Raw genomic sequence first — 20,329 nt, forward strand, 5'->3', positions numbered from 1 at the left:
CGGCCGGTGCCGTATGAGTACTGCCGCGGTCGTCTCCCTGTCCGTCGCCCTGGCCGGATGCGCCGTCGCCTTCGGCAGCGAGCTCTGGCTGATCGCGCGCAAGCGCAGGATCGGCGTGTGGGCGAACCTGTCCGCACTGGTGCGCGACACCCTCACCGCCTCGGTCATGCCCTGGTCGCTGGTCCGTTTCTGGGTTGGTCTGGGCGTGGTGCTGGTGGTGTCTCTGGCGTTCGCGGAGACCGGGGCGTGGATGGCCCCCACCATGATGGGGATCGTCGGGGCGTACCGCTCCAAGCGCTCTCTGGACTACCACCGGCGCGGTCTGGGGCCCGACGGCAGGTCGGACCCCCGCGGGGAGGGCCGTCCCCGTTCGCGACCGGTGGTCCTGCGCAGTTGGTGGGGCATGCTCGGCGGCGTGCTCCTGGCGCTGCCGTTGCTCGTGCTCACCCTCCAGTTCGGCCGGGTGCGGCTCCCGGATGAGGGGTTCTTTCAACCGCTGCTGCTCATGCTGGGAGTCCTCGCGGCGGTCATCGCGCTGCCCGCGGTCGGCGGCTGGCTGCTCGGCCGCAGCCTGTTCGTGTACGTGCGCCTGGACGGCACCCACGTCGTCACACGCGGAGGAGGGGACCTCGTGGTCATTCCGGTGGAGCGGATCACCGGGGTCAGCGCCGAGCGCGGTCTGCTGATCCACACCGACGACGGCGGGGCGTACCCGGCCTTCTCCCTGTTCGGCTCCCGGAGCGGCAGGTGGACCAACGGCGAGGCCGACCGACGCCGTGCGGAGCGCGTTGTCCGCTACGTGGACCGGGTTCGTCCCGACGTGCCCGAGATGCCGCGGAACCTCCCCCAGGAGGTGCGTCGCCAGGTGCTGGTGAGTCCCGGGGGAGCCTGGGGCGCGGGCGCGCTGTGGCTGGCCCTCGCCCTCCACGTCACCGAGTCTCTGGTGCACTGACCCCGCTCCCGCGCCCGCCCGTCAGAGCGCGCGGGCGGCGTCGATGCCGAGCCTCACGATGTCGGTGATGAAGTAGTCGCCCGGGTCGCGGTCGTCGCGCAGCCGGTGCACCAGGGAGTCGTCCACCCACAGGAACTCGGTGTGCTTGCCCGGCTCCAGGCGGGGCGCGTCCAGGTCGCCCTCCACCCGTACCAGGTAGTCCACCTCGTGCCGGGTCACGCCGTCCCCGGGGTCCCAGTCCAGCCGGAACAGTTCCGCCAGCACCCCGGTCAGCCGCCAGCCGGTCTCCTCCTCGACCTCGCGCGCCAGCCCCTCCAGCATGCTCTCGCCCTGCTCGACGTGCCCGCCCACGATGTCCCAGCAGTGCGGGAACACCTTGCGCGTGGGCGACCGGCGCTGCGCGAAGACCCTTCCCCGGTCGTCGGCGATCACCGCGGCCGCCACGTGGGTCCGGCCGTCGGCGGTGTCGGGGAACTCGATCCCGGGGGCCACCGTGATGCCTGTGCTCATGCGTCCTCGTCCTCCTCGTCCGCGGGCAAGCCTACGTCCCGGCCCCGGCGGGGCAGGCGCAGCGTCAGGAGCTTGGCCCGGGGGGCCAGCCCGCGGGCCAGGTCGAACACCGCCTCGGTGCGCGAGTGGTCCTCGTCGAGCACCGAGAACAGGTTCACCCCCAGGTAGAACGTGATCGCCCCGTAGGCCACCTCGCGGGCGGGCAGCAGTTTGCCGAGGGCGGATCCGCCCAGGACCCGGTTCCACTCCTGCTCGATGAAGGCGATCCACGGTTCCGCGCGGTCCCGGATCTGCGTGCGCAGCTCCGGTTTGGTGACGGCGGCGGCCACCAGCTCGGAGAACTCGGTGATGTAGCCGCGCTCCAGGTCGGTCCGGTAGATGAGCATCGCCGCCTCCACCAGTTCCTCCAGGGTGTTGGCCCGCGCCGTGATCTCCCGGTACATCGCCATGCGCTCGGCGCTGGAGCGGTCCAGCGCCGCCAGCAGCAGCTGGTCGACCCCGCCGAAGTGGTAGAAGACCAGCGCCGAGTTGGCCTCCGCGCGCGCGGCGATGGCGCGCGCCGACGCCCCGGCGTAGCCCTCCTCGCTCACGGTCTCGCTGGCGGCCGCCAGGAGACGTTCCCTGGTCTCCTCGCTCGCGCGCCGTCCTCCGCTGCCCTTGGCCATGGCCCTCCTTGCTCTCGGGGAGGTGTTCAGCATACGGTTTAATCGAGTGATTAAACCAAGCGATTTAATCGCATGCTGAAGGAGCTCCCCCGTGCCTCGAAGCGACTATCCCCCGCCGTCCAGGGCGCGCCTGCTGCTCGCCGCCCTGGTCCTGGCCGCCTTCGCCGCCCTGCTGGCACTCCGGATCCACCACTGGGGCCGCCTGGACCAGACCGCCCTGTTCTACGTCGGCCTGCCCGCGACGATCGCCCTGCTCGTGGTGCTCACCGTGCGGGCCCGCAGCGCCATGGGCGTCACCATGGCCGCCACCACCCTCTGCCTGGCCCTGGCCGGCCCCCTGCTCGGTGAGGGCATGGTCTGCCTGCTCATCGCCGCTCCGCTGGTCTACGGGGTCGTCGCCGTGGTCACCTGGACGGCCGGGGCGCTCGTCGCCTGGAGGGACCGCTCACGGCACGCGCTGCTCGCGGTGCCGCTGCTGTTCGTGCTCGCGCTGGAGGGCGTCGCCGGAACCTCCCTGCTGCCGCGGGAGGGCCGCGGCGAGGGCCACGCCCTGGTCCCCGCCACCGCGCACGACGTCGCCGCGGCCCTGGCCGCCCCGCCCTCCTACGCCGCCCCCGACGCGCTCTTCCTGCGGGTGGTCCCCTTCCCCGAACCCGTCTCGGCCTCCGGTGAGGGCCTGGATGTCGGTGACACCCGGCTCGTCCGCTTCACCCCGCGCCGCACGCTGGAGTTCGGCGCCGAGCCCACGCCGCGCCACATGGAGCTCCGGATCACCGAGAGCGAGGTCCGCGAGGACGGCGGGCGCGTGGTGTTCGATGTGGTCGAGGACACCGCGTTCGCGAACTGGATGGACATGCGCGCCGCCGAGGCCGTGTGGCACACCGAGGGGGACGGAACCCGTCTGGCCTGGTCCATCGACTACGAGCGCACCTACGAGCCCTCCTGGTACTTCGGGCCGATCCAGTCCTACGCGACCGACCTGGCCGCCGGGTACCTCGCCGCCACCTTCGGCACCGCAGCCCTGGAGGGCTCCCGATGATCCCGGAACTGCCCGCGGTGCTGGTCCGCGGCGTCGGCCTGTTCGCCCCCCTGCTCCTGCTGGCCGGACTGTGCCTGTGGCGCGCGCCCCGTCCGCGCGAGGTCGCGGCGATGCTGGTGGCCGGGGCGTGGGCCCTGTTCACGCTCGTCCCGCTCAACCTGTACGCGCTGCGCGCGGGCTGGTGGTCCTTCCACGCCGAGGGCGCGGTGTGGCTCGGCATGCCCGTGGACCTGCTGCTGGCCTGGGCGGTGCTGTGGGGCGCGCTGCCCGCGCTGCTGCTGCGCCTGCTGCCGGTCCCGCTGCTCAGCGGCCTGCTCGTGTGGGTGGACGTCATCGTCATGCCGCTCGCCGAACCCGTCGTGGTGCTGGGCCCCCTCTGGCTGCTCGGCGAGTTCGTCGGCTCGGCGCTGTGCCTGATCCCCGCGCTGATGCTGGCCTACTGGACGCGCACCGGCCAGTTGGTGCACGCCCGGATGTGGGCGCAGGCGCTCCTGGCGTTCGGGGTCATGGTGGTCCTGCCGCTGGCCGCGCTGGACGCCCTGCCCGGCGACCCGGGCTCGGCCTTCACCGCCGCCCAGCTCCTGGCCCTGGTGTGCCTGCCGGGACTGGCGGCGGCCCGCGAGTTCGCACGGGTGGGCGGCGGCACCCCGCTGCCCTTCGACCCGCCGTCGCGGCTGGTCACCAGCGGCCCCTACGCCTACCTGCGTAACCCGATGCAGACCACCGTCGCCGGGGTGTACCTGGTCCTGACTCCGGTGACCGGCGCCCCGTGGCTGCTGTTCGGCGCGCTCGCCGCCTTCGCCTACGGCGCGGGGTTCGCCGCCTGGCACGAGGGGGGCCAGCTGCGGGCGGCGTTCGGGAGGGACTGGGAGGACTACCGGGCGGGCGTGCGCGCCTGGCTGCCCCGGTGGCGCCCGTGGCCCGGCCGCGCGCCGGGCACGCTGTACGTGGCCGCGGACTGCGCCATGTGCCGGGGCCTGGGCGGCTGGCTGGCCGCCCGCGCGCCGGTGGCGCTGGAGCCGCGACCGGCGGCGGAGCACCCCGAGGTGCTGTACCGCCTCACCTACGAGAACCCCGAGGGCCTGCGCTGGAGCGGGGTGTCGGCGCTGGCCCGGGCGCTGGAACACCTGCACCTGGGGTGGGCGCTCGCGGGCTGGGCGCTCGACCTGCCGGGGGTGCGGCACTTCGCGCAGCTGTGCGCGGACGCCTTCGGGGCCGGTCCGCGGCCCTCACGCGAACCCCTCGACGAGCGGGAGGGCGCGGAGGAGGCGAGCGCTCCCCGTGGCGGGGAGGCACCCGGTCGCGGTACGCGGGTGTGAGGTGCGTGCGCTCTCCGGGCGGTGGGGAGGCCCCGCGCGGCGCGCGGGTGCGGGGCGGGCGCGGACCCCGGTCGGCGGTTCCGCCGCCGACCTCCACCGCGGCCCGCGGGCCCCACGGCGCCCTCCCCCGGGCGGACGGCCCACCGTTATGCTCGGTCGGGCCGATCCGTCCGGAAGGCGGCGGAAGCGGCCCCGTCGTCTCCACCCCCGAGTGAAGCCCCCAGGCACGAGGTGACCCATGGAAGAACAGGCCATGCTCGCGCGTGACCTCGTGCTGCGCGTCTGTGCCGGAGCGACCGAGTTCGACCCCCACTGGATCCGGGCCGACGGCAAGGTCACCACCCCCTTCCTGGTCCCCCGGGACCGCAACCTCATCCGCGCGATCGTCGCCGCGGGCCGCGCCATGGGCGTGGACCGGCTCCTGGTGTGCCGGACCCGGCCCGAGTTCTCCTACGACCCCGTCACCGAGGTCCCCCTCGACACCGACACCCTCATCGACCTCATCCGCGGCTGGGGGCCCGCGCCCACCGACTTCCTGGTCTGCGTCGAGGACTTCTCCGCCGCCGTCCTGGTCACCGCGGACGAACTCACCGTCGCGGCCGGTCCCGCCGACTTCGTCCGCGAACTCGTCGGCGCCGACATCCCCCAGGCCCGCAGCCACTTCGCCTCGCGCGCCCGCAGGGAGGGCGGCCCGGTCCTCGCCCGCGCCGCCCAGCTCTACCACTGCGCCGAGACCGGCGCGCGCCACGCCCGCGGCCCGCGCGGGCCCGGTCCGGACCCGGCCGAACTCCTGGCCCGCAGCGCCGAGCGCGCGCGGCGGCGCTCACCGCGGGCGGTCCGCTCCCTGCGGGCCCTGCGCGGGGCCTGGGGGTGGCTCATGGTGGTGGCGCTGCTCGCGGCCCCCCTGGCCGTCCCCGGCCTGGGCGCCGCGTTCCCGGCGCTGGTCGCCGTCTTCGTCCTGCTGTTCCAGCTGGCCCTGCTGGCCCGTTCCCGCACGGTCTCCTTCGCCTCGCTGCTGCGGGTGGCCGCGTTCGGCGCGCTGCTGCTGTGGCCCCTGGCGCTGGCCGAGTCCGCCGTCGTCGGGCTGCTGGGCGGCGACCCCTACGGCGTCCTCGGCTACACCTACGTCGCCGTGACCGTGGAGGAGGTCGGCAAGCTCCTCCCCCTGCTGTTCCTGGCCCTGGCGGCCCGCCGACGGCTGCGCCGCCTGGCCGCCGTGGACTTCCTGCTGCTGGCCGCGGCCTCCGGGGCCGGGTTCCAGCTGGCCGAGCGCCTGCTCACGCAGGTGGCCCTCGGAGGGGCGGGCCTGCCCGCGGACACCGGGTTGCTCCTGCCCGGCGGCAGTACCGTCACCGATCCGGCGGGCACCGTGCTCGCGGTCTTCTCCGGGCACGCCGTCACCACCGGCCTGGTCGGCGCCGCGCTCGGCCTGGCGGTCGTCGGCCGCCGCTACGGGGCCTGGCTGTGGCTGCTGCCGCCGGTCGCGCTGACCCTGGCGTTCCTGGAGCACCTGAACCTGAACGCGCGGCTGGCCAACGCCCAGCTGCACCCGGCCTCCGACCTCGTGCACGGCCTCCTCGGCGGCGGGGTGCTCACTCCGTGGCTGCTGGTGCTGCTGTTGCTGTGCGCGGTGGCCATGGACTACCGGATGATCGCGACCGCGGCCGAGTCCACGCCGCCGCTGCCCGGGCAGCCGCCGCTGGCCCGCCTGCGCCGTCGGGCGCGGGGGCGTTCGGTGGCCATGCGGGTCCGCGTGCCCGCCGACATCGCGCCGCTGTTCCGCCGGACGGCGCTGTCATGGGTGGACCTGCCGATCACCCTGGCCACCACGGTGTCCACGATCGCCCACGAGCTGGCCGTCGCGGCCATCGCGGCGCGGCGCGGCCCCTCGGTGCTCTGCGACACCTGGCGGTTCCTGCGCTGGCGGCGGGCGAACGCCATGGGCGAGGCCCGGTCGGCGGGGCGGCCCTGGCGCCACTATCCCGCACAGGAGGAACTGACCCGGCAGGCGCGCGAACTGGCGATGCGGCTGGGGCTGGCGGCTACCGGAGGGGTCACCGGGGCGATGGCGGCGATGGGCGCGGCGGCGGTGTTCACCGCCGTCACCGTGTCCGACCCGGTCGCGACCGGTGCGCCCGCCTACGCGTTCGTGGCCCTCGACCGGATCCAGGGGTGGCTGGGCGACCTGGCCGGTGCCGACGTACTCTGGGCGGCCGTGGTGCTGGTCGCGGTGCTCACACTGCTGCTGTCCGGGAACGGGGTGCCGCACGCGCATCCGCGGATGCGCGAGTTCCTGCGCGCGCCGACCGCGAACACCGGGGCGATCCTCGGCATGCTCGCGCCCGGCCAGGTGGGGTACGCGCTCCTGGGCTGGGCGGGGCTGCTGCTGCCCCGACGTGTGAACCGGTTCCTCGTACGGTGACGGACCCGGTCCCGGGACGCCGCGCTCACCCCGAGGCCGTTCTCCTGCTCCTGGCCGTGCCGGTCAGGTGTGCCCGCCCCGCCGGGACCTCCGGGCCAGGAGGTTCCGGAAGGGGCAGGGCGCCGGAAGGCCGCGTCGGCACCGCCCGGGTGCTCGGGCGGATCGGCCCGGAGCCGCGGGAGCCGCGCGGGGCGGGGACGGGGAGCCCGACCCCGCGGAGCCGGGCACGCGTCACGGAGCGCTCGGGGCCGCCGCGGTCAGGCCGTGGTGACGCCCTTCGGCGGCTCGAAGGCGCGCACGGGCGGTACCTGTCCGGTGAACGGTTCGACACGTACACGCACCAGCTGACCCGTGCACCCCTGGCTCAACGAGGACGTTCCCACGTCCTCCGTCAGCGCGTTCGGGTTCCCGTGCGCGCACGTCACACCCTCCGCTGAGGGGTCGTACCAGGCCCCCGTGGACAGCTGCACGACCCCCGGCCGCAGCGCGTCGCTCACCACCACGCCCGCCAGGCACGAGCCCGTGGCACTGGACACCCGCACCACGTCCCCGTCTGCCACACCGCACGCCCGCGCCTCCTCCGGACGCATCCGCAGCGGCGCCCTCCCGCGCACCTTCTGCGACATGCTGTGCGCGCCCATGTCCTGCTGGCTGTGCAACCTGCCGCTGGGCTGGTTCGCGATCAGCACCAGGGGGAACCGCCCGGTTCCGGCACGGGTAGCGGAGCCGGTCGCCGCCGGGTCCCCAGCTCCAGGACCGGAACCGGTCAGCACCGGTCCCCCCGCCCTGGTCTCGGGCCCGGAACCGGTCACCACCGGTCCCGCCAGCCACACCGGATGTCCCGGGCAGTCCTCGTATCCGAACGACGCGATCGTCTCCGAGAACAGCTCGATCCGCCCGCTCGGCGTGCGCAGGGCCTGGCCTTCCGGATCGGCGCGGAACTCCCCCAACAGCGCCTCGTCCTCCACCCGGCCGGGCATCTCCACCCGACCGCGCCTCCAGAACTCCTCGAACTCCGGCACCTCCAGGCCCCGCCGCGCCACCAGCGACCGCCAGCGCCCGTACACCACCCGCATCCACTCACCGCTCGTGCGCCCCTCGGTGAACTCCTCGCGCACCCCCAGCCTCTCGGCCAGGTCGGCGTAGGTGTCGTACTCGTCCCGCGCCTGCCCGTGCGGCGCCACCGCGCGCGGCATCGCACGCACGCTCAGGTCGCCCTGGCTGGCGGCCATGTCGTCGCGCTCCAGCACCGTCGTGGCCGGGAGCACGATGTCGGCGTGCCGCGCCGTCGCCGTCCAGTGCGTCTCGTTCACCACCACCGTCTCCGGCCGCCCGAACGCCTCGGTCAACCGCCTCAGGTCCTGGTGGTGGTGGAAGGGGTTGCCGCCGGCCCAGTACACCAGCCGGACGTCCGGGTAACGCCGCTCCTCGCCGTCGTGGTCGTAGCGCCCGCCCGGCTCCAGCAGCATGTCGGCCACCCGCGCCACCGGGATGAACGAGTCCACCGGGTTGTTGCCCTGCGGCATCCTCGGCAGCCCCAGCGGCGTCGAACCGCCCCCGTAGTTGCCCATGGACCCGTACCCGGACGCGAAACCGCCACCCGGCAGCCCCACCTGCCCCAGGCAGCACGCCAGCGCCAGCCCGGCCCACAACGGCTGCTCGCCGTACCGCGCCCGCTGCACCGACCACCCCACGTTGACCAGCGTGCGCCGCGCCGCCATGCGCCGCGCCAGCGACCGCAGCCCTTCGGCCGCGACCCCGCTGATCCGCTCGGCCCACTCCGGCGTCCGCGCGGTCCCGCCCGGCCCGCCCCGTTCGTCGCGCTCGCCCAGCACGTACGCGCGAAGCACGTCCGCGCCCACGGTGTAGCGGTCCAGGAAGGCGGTGTCGGCCAGGCCCTCGGTGAACAGCACGTGCATCAGCGCCAGCATCACCGCCGTGTCGGTCCCCGGGTTGAGCGGGACCCACTCGGCCTTGACGTCCTCGGGGGTGTCGTCCAGGAGCGGCGACACCGACACGAACTCCACCCCGGCCCCGGACGCGTCGCGCATCGCCGGACCGGCGGTCTGGGCGGCGCGCCCGCCCGAGGAGGTCCACGTGTTGGACACCCGCAGCCCGCCGAAGCTCACCAGCAGTTCGGTGTGCTCGCGGATCCGCGTCCACGACGGGGCCCGGTGCAGCAGCCGGTTGGCCGCGGGGACGCCGATGATCCGCGGGAAGAGCACCTCCACCGCGCCGTGGCTGTAGGTGGTGCGCGAGCGCGTGTACCCGCCGATCGCGTTGAGGAACCGGTGCAGCTGGCTCTGCGCGTGGTGGATCCGACCCGCGCTGCCCCAGCCGTACGAACCGCCGTAGATCGCCGCGTTCCCGTACGCGCCGCGCACCCGGTCCAGTTCACCGGCGAGCAGGTCCAGCGCCGTGGACCACTCCACCTCGACGTAGGCGTCGTCCGGGTCGCCCCGGAGCGGGTCCGGGCCGGGACCGTTCTCCAACCAGCGCCGCCGCACCGCCGGACGCGCCACCCGTGAGGCGTGGTGCTGGGCGACGGGGGTGTTGGCGATCACCGGGGACGGCGCCGGGTCGTCCGGGTCCGGGAGGGCCTCGACCACCCGGCCGTCCTCGACGACCACCCGGTAACTGCCCCAGTGGGCGCTGGTCGGATACGACGACGTGCCGGACATGCTCGTTTCCCCCCTGGAATCCCCTTGGGCCCCACCGGGGGCCCGGAACTCACTCTATGCACCTCACAGTGCGATGATGGGCGGCGCGGTCACGCCCGGAGGGGCGGCCGACCCGGTCCGACGACCGGACCGCACAGGCCGGACGGGCCGGCCGCACGGCCGGTGCCGCGACCGCGCTCGTGCGCGGCCGACCGGTGCCGACCGCGCACGCGGACGAGTGGAGCAGGGGGACGAACGGCGATGGGCGAACTCAGGTCGCGGCGGTCGGTACTCGCGGTTCCGGGGTCCAACCCCCGGTTCGTGGACAAGGCGCGGGGACTGGACGTGGACGCCTTCTTCCTCGACCTGGAGGACGCGGTCGCGCCCCTGGAGAAGGACTCCGCCCGCCACACCGTCGTCCGGGCGCTCAACGACGGCGGCTGGGACGGCAAGGTGCGTTCCGTCCGCGTGAACGACGTCACCACCGGGTGGGCCTACCGCGACGTCATCACCGTCGTCGAGGGGGCCGGGGCCGCGCTCGACGCCCTGGTCCTGCCCAAGGTCACCGCGGCCCGCGACGTCCAGTGGCTCGACACCCTCCTCACCCAGATCGAGCGCGCCGTCGGCCTGGAGGTCGGCCGGATCGGCATCGAGGCGCAGATCGAGGACGCCCGCGGCCTGGTCGCCGTGGACGAGATCGCCGCCGCCTCGCCCCGCCTGGAGAGCCTCGTCTACGGGCCCGCCGACTTCATGGCCTCCATCAACATGAGGAGCCTGGTCGTCGGCGAGCAGCCGCCCGGCTACGACACCGGCGACGCCTACCACTACGTGCTCATGCGCATCCTCATGGCCGCCCGCGCCCACGGACTCCAGGCCGTCGACGGCCCCTACCTCCAGGTCCGGGACGTGGAGGCGTTCCGCCGTTCCGCCGGGCGCACGGCCGCCCTCGGCTTCGACGGCAAGTGGGTCCTGCACCCGCTCCAGGTGGAGGCCGCCAACGAGGTGTTCGCGCCCTCCCAGGAGGACTACGACCACGCCGAGCTGATCCTGGACGCCTACGCCCACGCCACCACCGTGGACCGGCGCGGCGCCGTCATGCTCGGCGAGGAGATGCTCGACGAGGCCTCCCGCAAGATGGCGCTCGTGATCGCGGGCAAGGGGCGCGCGGCCGGGATGAGCCGGACCCGCGCGTTCGACCCGGGGACCTGAACCCCGGGGGCCCGAACCCCGGAGGCCCGAACCCCGGGGCCGGACTCCGGCGGGGGACCGAAGCGGGCCTGTGGAGCCCGGCTGGACCGCGTGCGGACCCGGCGGGAGCCGTCGCGGGCCGGGGCGGGCCGGGGCGGGGCCCGCACGGGCCTGACCGGTGCGGAGTCTGACACGCGCCCCACCCCGCTCTTACCGCGCTCTCACCCTCATACGGAACCATGGACGCCATGGAAGCCACCGCCACGGTCCTGGTCGCCGACGACGACCGCGCGATCAGGGACTCACTGGAACGCGCGCTCCAACTGGAGGGCTACAGGGTCAGGACGGTACCGGACGGGGTCCAGGCCCTCGCCGCCGTGCACTCCGACCCGGTCGACCTGCTCGTCCTCGACGTGATGATGCCGGGGGTGGACGGGCTCGGGGTGGCCCGCGTGCTGCGCGCCGAGCGCGACCGCACGCCCATCCTCATGCTCACCGCGCGCGTGGAGACGCCGGACCGGGTGGCGGGGCTCGACGCGGGGGCCGACGACTACCTCGCCAAGCCCTTCGAGCTGGAGGAGCTCCTCGCCCGGCTGCGCGCCCTGCTGCGCCGGGCCGCGCCCTTTCCCGAGGAGACCGCCGAGCAGGGCCCGCTGCGCGTCGGCGAGCTCTCCCTGGACCCGCCCTCACGCCGGGTCTGGCGCGGCGACCGCGAGGTCGAGCTGTCCAAGACCGAGTTCGACCTGCTCGAACTCCTGGTCCGCAACGCCGGGATCGTGCTGGACCACTCCACCATCTACGACCGCATCTGGGGCTACGACTTCGGCCCCGAGTCCAAGAACCTCGCCGTCTACATCAGCTACCTGCGCCGCAAGCTGGAGGACGGCGGGCCGCCGCTGATCCAGACCGTGCGCGGGGTCGGCTACACGCTCCGGCCGCAGGGTTGAGCTCCGTGCGACCCGACGACGGCACCCCGCAGGAGCCCGGGAACGGAACCCCGCACGGCCCCGGAGCCCCGTCCGGTCTCAGGGCTCTCGTGCCCGCCGCGCGCGCCGCCGTCCCGAGGTGGCGCCGGACGCTGCTCCAGCCGGGCGAGTGGCGGCTGGGCACCCGCTTCGCGGTGATCTTCGCGCTGGTCGCCACCGTCGTCATCGCCCTGGTCGGCACCCTCGCCTACACCACCGCCGCCACGCTCATCCGCGCCGACGCCCGTACCGAGTTCGAGGGCACCGTCACCGCCCTGTCCGAACAGCTCGTCGACTACCACCAGCAGGGGCAGGGCGGCTCCGCCGGTCCCGGCCCGTTCCTGCCCGGCGACAAGTTCCAGCTCCAGCTCCTCGAACCCGACGGCAGCAGGACGGTCAACATCGCCGACCCGTCCGAGATCATCCTCTTCGCGCCCTCGGAGAGGGACCTGGAGGTCGCGGGGGAGGGCCGGCCCGGCATCGTCGACATGCGCGAGCAGGCCATCGGCGGACAGGAGTTCCGGCTGGCCACGGTCTCCCTCGGCGACGGAACCGGGGCCCTCCAGCTCCTCCAGCGCCTGTCCCCGACCGAGCTGATGATCGACCGGCTCGCCACCCAGATCCTGTGGGTGGGCCTGTTCGTCGCCCTGTGCGCGGCCGCCGTGGGCTGGCTGGTGGGCCACCGCACCACCGGCCGCCTGGTGCGTCTCACCGACGCGGCCGAGTACGTCAGCTCCACGGGGCGGCTCGACCCCGTGGACCCCGGACGGGGCGGCGAGAGCCGTGAGGAGGACGTCGGCCGCGACGAGGTCGGCCGCCTCACCAGCGCGTTCAACGCCATGCTCGCCCGTCTGGCCCGTTCCAAGGACGAGCAGCGCCGCCTCGTCCAGGACGCCGCGCACGAACTCCGCACCCCGCTGACCAGCCTGTACACCAACGTGCAGGTGCTCGGCAGGGTGGACCGGCTCAGCCCGGAGGCGCGCGCCGGCCTCATCGAGGACCTGCGCGGCGAGACCCGCGAGCTCACCGCCCTGGTCAACGAGCTGGTCGGCCTGGCCACCGGCGACCACGAGGACGAGCAGATGAGCGCCGTCCCCCTCGCCGGGGTCGCCGAGAAGGTCGCCAAGCGCACCCGCCGCCGCACCGGCCGCGACATCCTCGTGGACGCCGACGACAGCGTCGTGTGGGGCCGTCCCGGTTCCCTGGAGCGCGCCGTCTCCAACCCGGTCGAGAACTCCGCCAAGTTCGACCCCGGGGGCACCGCTCCCATCGAGATCCGCGTGCGCGCGGGGGCGGTGGAGGTCCTGGACCGGGGGCCCGGCATCGACCCGGCCGAACTCGACCACGTCTTCGAGCGCTTCTACAGGGCCACCGTCGCCCGCGGCCTGCCCGGTTCGGGGCTCGGCCTGTCCATGGTCAGGGAGATCGCGCGGGCCCACGGGGGCAGCGTGTTCGCCCGCAACAGGGAGGGCGGCGGCGCCGCCATCGGCTTCCGCCTGCCGCTGTTCACACCGCCGCGGGACCAGGAGCCGGGGGCGCGGGGGTGAGCGCCGCACCCGAACCGGCTCCGGCGCCGGCTCCCGCACCGGCGGACGCCTCGCGGTAGATCCTCTCGAACCGCTCCAGGGAGTCCTCCAACCGGTGCAGCTCGGCCATACCGCGGCTGCACGCGCCCATCCTCAGCCTCCGGCCCTCGTCGGCGACCACCGACTCCACGCGCGCGGCCAGCGCCTCCGGGCTTCCCGGCGGGTACAGGTACCCGTTGCCGCCCTCCTCCACCAGGTGCGGCAGCGCCATGGCGTCCGCCGCCACCACCGGCAGACCGCTCGCCATCGCCTCCAGGGTGGCGATGCTCTGGAGTTCGGCGGTCCCGGCGATGGCCCACACGTCCGCGCACCGGTACACGTCGGGCAGGTCGGCGTGCGGCACGAAGCCCAGGAACACCACCCGGTCGGCCGCGCCGACCTCCGCCGCCAGCTCCGCCAGCCGCGCCCGGTGCGCGCCGTGCCCGGCCAGTACGAGCTGCACCCCGTCGGTCAGGGCCACCGCGCGCACGAGTTCGTCCACGCGCTTCTCCTCGTCCAGCCGCCCCACGAACAGCACCGTCCTGCGGTCCGGCACGCCCAGCCGCCCGCGCAGCCGTCGCCGGGTGGCCGCGCCGCCGTCCAGGGGGCTGAACCGGTCCAGGTCGATCCCGCACGAGACCGGTTCGACCGGTCGGGTGAACCCCTGGTCGACCAGCAGCCGCGCGGCGGCCGGGGTGGGCGTGGTCACGTGCTCGGCCCTGGACAGCACCGCGCCCAGGTCCCACCAGGCCAGACGGGCCGCGTGCGGGCGCAGCGGTCCGGGCACGTGCACGTAGTCGAAGAGGTTCTCCGGCATGAAGTGGTTGGTGGCGACCACGGGGACGCCGCGCGCGTGCGCGGCGGCGGCCAGCATCCGGCCGACGAGGAAGTGGTTCTGGATGTGGACGGCGTCCGGGCGCAGCCGGTCCAGGAGCCGGTCCAGGTGGCCGCGCACGCCCAGCGGGACCGCGAGCCGCACGCTGTCGTGGACCAGGGAGGACACCGAGCGCAGCCGGTGCTCGACCACTCCTCCGCGCTCCACCGTGTACGGGGCGCCCTCGGGGGAGGGGCACACCACGTGTACCCGCGCGCCGCGCGCGGCCAGGCCGCGCGCGAGGCGGGCGGTGAAGTACGCGGCGCCGTTCACGTCGGGGGGATAGGTGTCGGTGCCGATCAGGACCCGGGTGCGGCGCGTCGCGCCGACGGCGGTCCGGGGCGGTGCCGCCACCGCGGGGGAGGCGAAGGACGTGGACATGACCTGATCTCCTTTGTCGGGTCGCCGCGTACGCCCGAGTGTGGGTCACCCGCGTTGACCCCCGCCGACCTCTCGGTGACCGTGGGACGACCGCTCGGTGGCACGCGGCGCGGGACAGGGAACTCTCCGTGCCCCTCCGTCTACCCACAAGCCCGGCGACGTCGACAGTCGATGTCCGCGGCCCCGACGCCGTGCGCGCCCGCGGCCCCGCCAGCACGGCCCGCGTGCTCCCGGGCCTCCGCGGCCGCGCACGCGACGGGCGGCCCCGGACCCGAGGGTCCGGGGCCGCCCGTGTGCGGGATGGCCGGGGCCGCGCCCGTCAGTTCCCGCCCTCCTCGTTCTGGGCCGACTCCACGCTCTGCTCCCCGAGCGTCACGGTGACCTCCTCCTCGGAACCGTTGCCGCCGTCGGGGACGACCCCCAGGGTCACCTCCTCGCCGGGCTGGCGGATCCGGATCTGCGCGATCAGCTCGTCCGGCGTGGACACCGGCTCACCGTCCACGGACACCACCACGTCACCGGTCTGGAGCCCGGCCTCGGCGGCCGCGCCGCCCTCGGTGACCTCCACGATCTCCGCGCCGCCGACGCGGGAGTTGGTGATGGTCGCCTCGATCGCGGGGTAGCTCGCGCTGCCGTCCTCGACCAGCTGCTCCGCGATGGGGCGGACCTGGTTGATCGGGATGGCGAAGCCCAGTCCGACCGATCCGCTGTCCTGCGAGACGCCCGCGATCGCGGTGTTGATCCCGATCACCTCGCCGTTCATGTTCACCAGCGGGCCGCCCGAGTTGCCGGGGTTGATCGCCGCGTCCGTCTGGATCGCGTTGATCACCGTGGAGGTCTGACCGGACTGCCCGGTGTTCACCGGACGGTTCAGCGCGCTGACCACACCAGTGGTCACCGTTCCCGACAGCCCCAGCGGGGAACCGATCGCGACCACCTCGGCGCCCACGCCGACCTGCTCGGAGTCGCCGAGGGTGGCCGGGGTGAGGTCGTTGCGCCCCTCCGCCTGGATCACCGCGATGTCGGAGACCGGGTCCGCGCCCAGGACCTCGGCGCGCGCGGAGCTGCCGTCGTTGAACAGCACCTCGATCGGACCGCCCTCGGCGGCGGCCACGACGTGCGCGTTGGTGAGGATCTGGCCGTCGGAGGAGATGATCACGCCGCTGCCGCCGCCGTTGGCGGTGCGGATGGACACCACGCTCGGCAGGACCGTGTCGGCGACCTCGCCGACCTCGCCCTCGGTCGGAGTGCTCTCCTGATCCTGGTTGAGCGAGCTGATCGGCCCGCTCAGGCCGTTGGGGAACAGGTAGGCGGTGCCCAGGGCCGTCATCGGGCCCACGATGAGGCTCGTGACCAGGGCGGTGATCGCGGCGACGGTCACGATCCTGCCGGAGCCCCGCTTCTTGCCGCCGCCCTGCGGGGGCACCGCTCCGGGGAACGGAGCGCCGAACGGGGGCTGCCCGCCGCCGGGGCCGCCGGGGCCGAACGCGCCGCCGTCACCGTACGGGGGCTGCCCGTGCCCGACCGGACCGTGGGGGCCGCTCTGCCCGCCGTGCGGGGGGACGGGGCCGCCCTGGTGCGCGGAGAACTGCTCGTGCTGGCCGCCGGCTGCGCCGTAGCCGCCTCCGGGCGGCGGGAAGGTGTAGGAGGCGCGCTCCGGGTCGTTGGGCCCGGTGGCCCACCTCGGCGGCTGCCCGGGCGGGGAGAAGGTCGGCCCCGCCCCCGCGGGGCCGGTCTCCGGACGCCCGTGCTGCTCGGGTCCGGGGTGGCCGCCGCTCTGCCCGGCCCCCGCGTACCCGCCCTGCTGGAACGACCCGCCCTGCTGGAACGGGAAGCCCTCACCGGTCTGCCCGGCCGCGGGGTACCCGCCGCTCTGCTCGGGGCCCGGGTACCCGCCGCCGGTCCGCTCGTCCTGTCCGGCGGGGACACCCCCGTGCTCCCCGCCGGACGTGCCACGGACGTCGGTCCCGTCATCTGCGGAGGACCCCCCCTCGTGCGGGCCGGAGGGCCCCGCCTGGTCGGCGGGCTCGGCGGGACGGTGCTCGGGAAGCCCGTTCCCGGCCGCCGCACCTGGCTCGGTACCTGCACTCGGTTCGTTGGGGTTCAACTCATCCTCCGACTGGCGGGACGATGTTCAGTGACGTGTTCCATCATGCGGCGCATGGGTTAGAACAGGGTGAGAGCGCGATATACCGGGGTTTCGAGTCCTTCCGCCCCTGCCGTGCCCTCGTCCGGTCCGCGTCGGCGGCACCGGGGCCCGGCGCCGCCGGACCAGGCCGTCCATGGCCGGCCCCGACGTCCGCGGGAGCGTCCGGACTCCCGCACCGCCGCGCCCCGGCACGTCGCCCGCTACCCCGGTGCGCTTCCCGTAGGCGCCGTATGCACCACAATGCCCGAAACGATATCGTGCCGAAGTCAAAGCGAGACACCGGAGAAGAGCCGACCTTGATCAAGATCGTGCTGGCCGATGACGAACACCTCGTGCGGGGGGCCATCGCCGCCCTCCTCGGCCTGGAGGACGACCTGGAGGTCGTCGCCGAGGTCGGCCGGGGCGACGAGGTGGTCGACGCCGTCCTCCGGCACGGTGCCGCGATCGCCGTCCTGGACATCGAGATGCCCGGCGCCACCGGACTGGAGGTGGCCGCGCGGCTCCGGGTGGACGCCCCCGACTGCGGCGTCGTCATCCTCACCAGCTTCGGCCGTCCCGGATACCTGCGCCGTGCCCTGTCCTCCGGCGCGCGCGGCTTCCTGGCCAAGGACGCCCCCGTCGACCAGCTCGCGGGCGCCATCCGCCGTGTCCACGGGGGCGGGCGCTACATCGACACCGACCTCGCCGCCGCCGCGATGGTCGGCGGCGAGAGCCCGCTCACCGACCGCGAGACCGAGGTGCTGCGCGCCGCCTCCGACGGCGCCACCGTCGCCAGGATCGCCGCCGCCCTCCACCTGACCGAGGGCACCGTGCGCAACTACCTCTCCAACGCCATCGGCAAGACCGGCGCCGACAACCGCATGTCCGCCATCCGCACCGCCCAGGACATGGGCTGGCTCTGACCGGTCCCGCGGAACCGGAACGCTCCCGCGGGCGCCACCCGGGGCGGGCACTCCCGCGCGGTGACCGAAAAGGGCCGACGGCCCCGGCGCCGCACGCGTGATCTTGTACTTATAGCGAGGTTCGAGCGTCCAACCTCGCTATAAGTACAAGATCATCCCAGGTCAGGAACCGTGCGTCACAGCGGTGACGTTTTCGGCCCCCTAGAGGAAGCGCAGCACCAGCATCGCGGTGTCGTCGCTGCGCCCGCCCGGGGCGTACTCCTCCAGTTCCCGGTCGATGCGGCTGATCACCGCCTGGGCGGTCAGCCCGGCGCAGCCGGAGAAGATCTCCGTCAGCCCCTCGTCGCCGAGCATGTCCGTGTTGCTGCGCCGCTCGGTCACGCCGTCGGTCACCGCCAGCACCACCTCACCGGGGCGGATGTCCACGTTCTCGGTCGTGAACCCCACGTCCTCGAACGCGCCCAGCAGCGGCTGCGAGGCCCCGAACGACTTCACCTCGCCCTTCTGGTTCAGCCGCATCGGCAACGGGTGCCCGGCGGAGACCATCCGCAGCCGCATCCCGCCCCCGCCGTCCGTGGCCGGGGTCATCTCCCCGTACAGCATCGTCAGGAACCGGGTCGAGGTGTTCTCGTCCAGGATCGCCATGTTCAGCCGCTGCATGATGTGCGAGGGAGTGAACCCCTCCTTGGCCAGCGCCCGAAGCGTGTGCCGTGCCAGGCCGGTCACGGCCGCCGCCTCCGGGCCCGTCCCGCACACGTCGCCGATCGCGAAGCACCACCGCCCGCTCGCCGCGAACACGTCGTAGAAGTCCCCGCCCACCACGTTGCGCTCGTCGGCCGGACGGTAGAACACCGCGTGGTCCACGTTCGGGATCACCGGCTCCTTCTCCTTGGCCGGCAGGAGGCTGCGCTGGAGGGCGTCGCTCATCGCGGCCTGCTTCTCGTGCAGCCGCGCGTTCTCCATCGCCGACGCCACCCGGCTGCTCAGGTCGTCGGCCACGTCCACCTCCTCGCGGGTGAAGTCGTCCGACCCGCTCTTGCCGACCGTCATCCGCCCCAGCGCGCGCCCGTGCGCCACCAGCGGGATGCAGATCGCCGGACCGCTCGCCAGTTCCCGGACGAGCTGCTCGTCCAGCCCCTCCTTGGCCAGCTCGGCCGGGGACCACAGCGGCTGCGGCTCCCTCTGCTCGTGCGGCGGCAGCCCGGTCAGCAGCGCACGCAGGATGTCGTTGTAGTTCTCGTCGCTGTGCACCACGTGCGTCAGCTGCGAGACGCCCATCTCGTTGATCGTCTCGATGGCGCACCACCGGCCCAGCCGGGAGGTGATCAGCTGCGCCGCCAGCGCGCCCGTCATCCGCTCGTCCAGGGTGCCCGCGAGCAGGTCGCTGGCCTCGGCCAGGAAGCTCAGCGAGGCCCGCCTGCTCAGCTCCACCTCGGCCAGCCGGGCCCGCTCCACCGGCAGCGCGATCAGGTCCGCGCCCTCCTGGAGCCGCTTGGCCGCCGACGCCCCGAAGTGCCGGGCCCGACGGGAGGCCACCCCCAGCAGGCCGACCACCCGCCCGTCCACGATGAGCGGAGCCGTCACCAGAGAGCGCATCCCCGCGCGCGACAGGCGCCCCCGGCTGGTACGGGCGATCATCAGGTCGTCGTTGATCACCGCGCCCGGCTCCGGCGCGGAGGACGGGAAGATCTCCTCCGTGCGCACGCGCAGCGGCCGCCACGGGGCGCCGCCCGAGGTCAGACCGACCGCGGCGCGCACCTCCCACATGGTCTCGTCGGACGTGGCCAGCGTGATGTAGGCCGCGTCCGCGCCCAGAGCCGTGGTCGAGTACTCCACGGTGCGCTCCAGCAGCTGCGGCAGGGACAGCCGCGAGCCCAGGGCGGAGTCCAGCGCCGACCACGGGGCGGGGCGCCCGGGGCGGGAGGGGCTCCTGCGCACCGGCGGGGACTCCAGGGAGGCGCGCTCCCCCGAGCCGTCCTCGATCCGGAACCACACGGCCTTGTCGTTGCGCCCGTAGCTCACACCCCAGCTCGACGCGATGGCCGACGCCAGGGCCAGCCCCAGGCCGCCGGTGCGCCCGTTCTCCCGGGACCGTGAGGTGTCCACCGACAGGGGCCCGGCCTGCGGGACCGCGCGCTCGGGCACGGCGTCGGTGACCATCACCTCGGTCGCCCCCTCCGTCCGGCGCACGGTCACGTCCAGGGACGAGCGCGCGTGGATGACGGCGTTGGTGACCAGTTCGCTCACCAGCAGGATCACGTCGTCGGAGGGGTCGGTCATACCCCAGGACAGGAGGGTGTCGTGAACGAACTCGCGGGCCGCCGCCGCGGTCTCCGGGGCGGGAGGGAACTCTCGTCGAGCGACCTTCAACGCGTCGTGTGCTGGCAAGCCGTCGGTGTCCTTCGTCACTGGGTGCGTGCGCGGGGGGTGGTGTCACTGCCACGATACGCGTGCCGCGGTGGCCGGCGCCGCGCGAACCGTCATTCCCCTCCCGGCGGGGCCGCCCGCGCGGGGCCGCGCCGCCCCGCCCACCCCGGACGCGGCGGCGGGGGGACAACATCGCCAAGCGTCCTGTGCGGGACGGCTCGGCCGGTTAGTGTAAGTCGACACATGCGCTTCTTTCGGGTGGTACTTCCCGCCGGTAGCGTGACGGGGTGTCACCAGGGGGTCGACGCGGCGGACACCGCGCGGACCCCCCTGTCCCGTGCGCGCTCCGCGGGCCGGTCCGCCCGCGGGCG

General features: G+C 74.3%; 14 protein-coding genes. 8 read left to right on the forward strand and 6 right to left on the reverse strand.

Annotation, left to right across the window (positions count from 1 at the left end):
* The first annotated feature begins 13 nt into the window (after positions 1-13).
* A complete protein-coding gene (locus HGB44_RS11885) occupies positions 14-952 on the forward strand; it encodes a hypothetical protein (RefSeq protein ID WP_061079635.1) in 939 nt (312 codons plus the stop codon).
* Positions 953-973: 21 nt separating this feature from the next.
* Here the strand turns inward: HGB44_RS11885 and HGB44_RS11890 are convergent, their stop codons facing one another.
* The gene (locus tag HGB44_RS11890; RefSeq protein WP_061079636.1) at positions 974-1,462 is read right to left on the reverse strand and encodes an NUDIX hydrolase; all 489 of its coding nucleotides are present in this window, start codon (positions 1,460-1,462) and stop codon (positions 974-976) included.
* Entirely contained in the window at positions 1,459-2,127 is a 669-nt protein-coding gene (locus tag HGB44_RS11895; protein WP_061079637.1) for a TetR/AcrR family transcriptional regulator, read from the reverse strand. The genes HGB44_RS11890 and HGB44_RS11895 overlap by 4 nt, the downstream gene beginning before the upstream one ends.
* A gap of 91 nt (positions 2,128-2,218) precedes the next feature.
* On the opposite strand from HGB44_RS11895, the gene HGB44_RS11900 reads away from it, so the two are divergent.
* The 3 genes from HGB44_RS11900 (at position 2,219) to HGB44_RS11910 (ending at position 6,907) form a co-directional block, all read left to right on the forward strand.
* The gene (locus tag HGB44_RS11900) at positions 2,219-3,166 is read left to right on the forward strand and encodes a hypothetical protein (protein WP_061079638.1); all 948 of its coding nucleotides are present in this window, start codon (positions 2,219-2,221) and stop codon (positions 3,164-3,166) included.
* Positions 3,163-4,485: a methyltransferase family protein gene (locus tag HGB44_RS11905; protein ID WP_061079639.1), complete on the forward strand. Its 1,323-nt coding sequence runs from the start codon at positions 3,163-3,165 to the stop codon at positions 4,483-4,485. Before HGB44_RS11900 ends, HGB44_RS11905 begins: the two co-directional genes overlap by 4 nt.
* A gap of 238 nt (positions 4,486-4,723) precedes the next feature.
* Positions 4,724-6,907 (forward strand): peptidase, encoded by a 2,184-nt coding sequence (locus tag HGB44_RS11910; RefSeq protein ID WP_061079640.1) that lies wholly within the window; start codon positions 4,724-4,726, stop codon positions 6,905-6,907.
* A 257-nt stretch (positions 6,908-7,164) separates the two neighbouring features.
* Here HGB44_RS11910 and HGB44_RS11915 read toward each other — a convergent pair whose 3' ends face one another.
* Positions 7,165-9,588, reverse strand: a complete 2,424-nt coding sequence (locus tag HGB44_RS11915) for a molybdopterin-dependent oxidoreductase (RefSeq protein ID WP_061079641.1) — start codon at positions 9,586-9,588, stop codon at positions 7,165-7,167.
* Positions 9,589-9,828: 240 nt separating this feature from the next.
* On the opposite strand from HGB44_RS11915, the gene HGB44_RS11920 reads away from it, so the two are divergent.
* The 3 genes from HGB44_RS11920 (at position 9,829) to HGB44_RS11930 (ending at position 13,267) form a co-directional block, all read left to right on the forward strand.
* A complete protein-coding gene (locus HGB44_RS11920) occupies positions 9,829-10,776 on the forward strand; it encodes an HpcH/HpaI aldolase/citrate lyase family protein (RefSeq protein WP_061079642.1) in 948 nt (315 codons plus the stop codon).
* A gap of 227 nt (positions 10,777-11,003) precedes the next feature.
* The gene (locus tag HGB44_RS11925) at positions 11,004-11,702 is read left to right on the forward strand and encodes a response regulator transcription factor (RefSeq protein WP_061079649.1); all 699 of its coding nucleotides are present in this window, start codon (positions 11,004-11,006) and stop codon (positions 11,700-11,702) included.
* Positions 11,703-11,791: 89 nt separating this feature from the next.
* Positions 11,792-13,267, forward strand: a complete 1,476-nt coding sequence (locus HGB44_RS11930) for a sensor histidine kinase (protein ID WP_061079643.1) — start codon at positions 11,792-11,794, stop codon at positions 13,265-13,267.
* Here HGB44_RS11930 and HGB44_RS11935 read toward each other — a convergent pair.
* Both HGB44_RS11935 and HGB44_RS11940 read right to left on the reverse strand, forming a co-directional pair.
* Positions 13,227-14,540 (reverse strand): glycosyltransferase, encoded by a 1,314-nt coding sequence (locus HGB44_RS11935; protein WP_061079644.1) that lies wholly within the window; start codon positions 14,538-14,540, stop codon positions 13,227-13,229. The genes HGB44_RS11930 and HGB44_RS11935 overlap by 41 nt on opposite strands.
* A 319-nt stretch (positions 14,541-14,859) precedes the next feature.
* Positions 14,860-16,647 (reverse strand): trypsin-like peptidase domain-containing protein, encoded by a 1,788-nt coding sequence (locus tag HGB44_RS11940; RefSeq protein WP_061081866.1) that lies wholly within the window; start codon positions 16,645-16,647, stop codon positions 14,860-14,862.
* A 338-nt stretch (positions 16,648-16,985) separates the two neighbouring features.
* Here HGB44_RS11940 and HGB44_RS11945 point away from each other — a divergent pair, with 338 nt between their 5' ends.
* A complete protein-coding gene (locus HGB44_RS11945; RefSeq protein ID WP_061081867.1) occupies positions 16,986-17,591 on the forward strand; it encodes a response regulator transcription factor in 606 nt (201 codons plus the stop codon).
* 201 nt (positions 17,592-17,792) lie between these two features.
* Here the strand turns inward: HGB44_RS11945 and HGB44_RS11950 are convergent, their stop codons facing one another.
* Positions 17,793-19,961: a SpoIIE family protein phosphatase gene (locus HGB44_RS11950; RefSeq protein ID WP_061081868.1), complete on the reverse strand. Its 2,169-nt coding sequence runs from the start codon at positions 19,959-19,961 to the stop codon at positions 17,793-17,795.
* Positions 19,962-20,329: the final 368 nt, after the last annotated feature.

The organism is Nocardiopsis alborubida, from assembly GCF_012396365.1.
Lineage (GTDB): Bacteria > Actinomycetota > Actinomycetes > Streptosporangiales > Streptosporangiaceae > Nocardiopsis > Nocardiopsis alborubida.